4 protein-coding genes are annotated in these 2,638 nt (G+C 52.1%); all 4 read left to right on the plus strand.

From position 1 onward, the window contains the following. A partial coding sequence (locus CCB157_RS16380) for a phage holin family protein (protein ID WP_238594750.1) occupies positions 1–388 on the plus strand: 388 nt, incomplete at its 5' end. 3 nt (positions 389–391) lie between these two features. Beyond that, positions 392–1,438: a GH25 family lysozyme gene (locus CCB157_RS16385; RefSeq protein WP_077616890.1), complete on the plus strand. Its 1,047-nt coding sequence runs from the start codon at positions 392–394 to the stop codon at positions 1,436–1,438. A 141-nt stretch (positions 1,439–1,579) separates the two neighbouring features. Next, positions 1,580–1,762 carry a SoxR reducing system RseC family protein gene (locus CCB157_RS16390; protein WP_077616891.1) on the plus strand — a complete coding sequence of 61 codons (183 nt, stop codon included), beginning with the start codon at positions 1,580–1,582 and terminating at the stop codon, positions 1,760–1,762. Positions 1,763–1,920: 158 nt separating this feature from the next. Then, the gene (locus tag CCB157_RS16395) at positions 1,921–2,331 is read left to right on the plus strand and encodes a hypothetical protein (RefSeq protein WP_077616499.1); all 411 of its coding nucleotides are present in this window, start codon (positions 1,921–1,923) and stop codon (positions 2,329–2,331) included. The last annotated feature ends 307 nt before the right edge of the window (positions 2,332–2,638 follow it).

Consider the following 2,638-nt stretch of genomic DNA (forward strand, 5'->3'; position numbering starts at 1 on the left):
TGTCCTCAAAACCATCGTTGCGGTAGGCGGCGCGGCCGCCTCTTACTTATTTGGGGGGTGGTCGTCGTTGCTGTCTATCTTGCTCACATTCGTCATCATCGACTATATATCCGGCTTTGCTGCGGCAGCGATTGCCGGCAAACTCAATAGCGAAGTCGGGCTTGTCGGCATTGCAAAGAAGGTCGGCATCTTTGCGATCGTTGCCGTTGCTCATCTCGTCGATAGCGTTCTGGGTGATTCACATATGCTCCGTGACGGAGCGATTTTCTTCTATCTCGCGAATGAAGCATTGAGCATTATTGAAAATGCCGGCCGGATTGGATTGCCCATTCCTGACCGACTCAAAAACGCTGTCGAGGTCTTGAAAAATGGGAAACAGGGGGAATGATTCATGTCGTATATTCGCGGCATTGACGTCAGTCATCATCAAGGCGACATTAGCTGGGCGAAGGTTGACGACGATATTCGTTTTGTCTTCGTGAAGGCGACGGAAGGCACTTCATACGTGGATCCGAAATTTCACACCAATGTCTCCGGAGCGAGGACGAGCGGCAAAAAGGTTGGGGCGTATCACTTCGCTAGATTCTCGAATGTGAAAGAAGCGCAGGCCGAAGCTCTCCACTTTCTTTCGGTCGTGAACGACTATGATCTTGACTTCCATATCCTAGACCTCGAAGTCGGCGCCGGCGATTTGACGGATGCATGCAAGGCTTTCTTTGAAGTCCTCCGCGATCACAAGCGCGGCGGGCTTTTCTTATATTCATTCCCAGCGTTTATGAGAGCGCATTTAAAGCCGCAAGTTGTGGATAGCGATGTGAAATTGTGGATTGCTCACCACGGCGCCAAGTCCCCGACGTTCTACTATTGGCCGGATTGGAGCATTTGGCAATATTCTTCGACGGCGAAAGTCAACGGGATTGCCGGAAATGTCGACGTCAACTATGCGAAACCGGAGCTTTTCGACGGCGCCAAGCCCGCCAGCAAACCGAAAGCGAAGCCGGCCGCCGGAGGATTGCTCCGGCGTGGCGATCGTGGACCAGCGGTGAAAGATGTGCAGCTGCAACTCAACGCAAAAGGCTTCAACTGCGGCGCCGCTGACGGTATTTTTGGGCCGAAAACTGAATCCGCCGTCAAGTCGTTCCAGAAAGCCGCTCATATTGCGGTGGATGGCATAGTCGGGCCGCAAACGAGGGCCGCTCTCGCGAAGTATCAGAAGCCGAAAGCGGCGTCCAAAAAAGCATCCGTCCCGTACCCCGGCCACCTGATCAAACGCGGAAGCCGGGGCAAGGATGTTGAACGGGTGCAGCGGGCTGTCGGTGTGAAGGTTGACGGGATTTTTGGCCCGCAAACCGAGGCCGCGGTCAAGGCATATCAAAAGCGGCACGGCTTGGCTGCGGACGGCATCGTCGGGCCGAAGACGTGGGCTGTGATGTTCTGATGTTTCATGATCTGGTCGAGCTGATCAAGCTCAAATACATGATCAAATTTGAGATTCTTACGAAATTCTGGTGGCTGTGGCTGGCTATGATGGCCGTGGCCGCCGTTTTCATATTCAACGATCAAAAAAGGAGAGGATAATATGAAAAACCTTCTGCTTCATACCGTTCCCGTCATCGTTCTGGCCCTCGCTGCCATCTTCGGTCTGTCGGCCGAGGAGCAAAACGAACTCACCCAAGCGCTCACGGCGTTGATCGGCGCCGTCTTTGCGATTGTGCCGATTGTGGTTCATCACCGGGAACGGAAGAAAAACGAAAATCAATGAGCAAAGCCCCCGTACCGATGTGGTGCGGGGGTTATTTTTTTTGTCTATAAAAAGTCAGAAAATAAAAACTTTAATTTTTGTGGTGACAAGGTATTGACGTGTCACCACAAGATGATATACTAGAATCAGAAAAGGAAACCAAAAGGAGGAAATCAAAAATGCAAAAGAAAGAAGTGATGCGCAGGGCTTGGGAAATCGCGAAACAAGGTCAACGTCGGTTCGGTGGCAAAGTCGTTGAATATTTGGCAGAAGCGCTCCGGATGGCTTGGGCTGAAGTTCGGGCGCCGAAAACCGTCCGTTTCGGCGTCAACCATCAACCAAGCGGCGGCCGGGAATGGGTTGCCGAAATCGTCGGACGTCATCCCCGTTTCAAATTCGATCGCGTGTTTCTGAACGCGGCTGAAAGGAAATGGAGCTCTTCAGGAAAAACTGGAACAACCTATTTTGAATTGAAGGAAGGCCGCATCTACGAAGTGAACGAGCCGTGGAAAGGTCGCTATTTTGTCGCCGTAGTCGGCGGAAAGATCGTCGATGTGACTGTGGACGATGTAGAAAAGAATATCGCATGAGGTGACAACAGTGGGGTTAATCAAACGCCAATTCAGAATCGAGGATACTCTTTGGGCTCGGTGGCAACGGGCAAACAATCGAGCCGCAACAAATGGCAGCGAATTGATCAGGAGGTTCATTGAAGAATACACCACTAAAAAGGAGAAGGAGCTGAACATCATGGCTCAAGTCGTTGAGACAATCGCCCGACGCGATGACTTCCCGATCGACGGTGAAGCATACGTCGTCGGGAAAGTCGATGACGGACGGTACTTCTTCGCCTGGGGCCCGTCCTATCCGTTCGCGGATGATGTTCCGTCGTACCAA

Origin of the sequence: Caenibacillus caldisaponilyticus (assembly GCF_002003465.1) — a bacterium.
Lineage (GTDB): Bacteria > Bacillota > Bacilli > Bacillales > Sporolactobacillaceae > Caenibacillus > Caenibacillus caldisaponilyticus.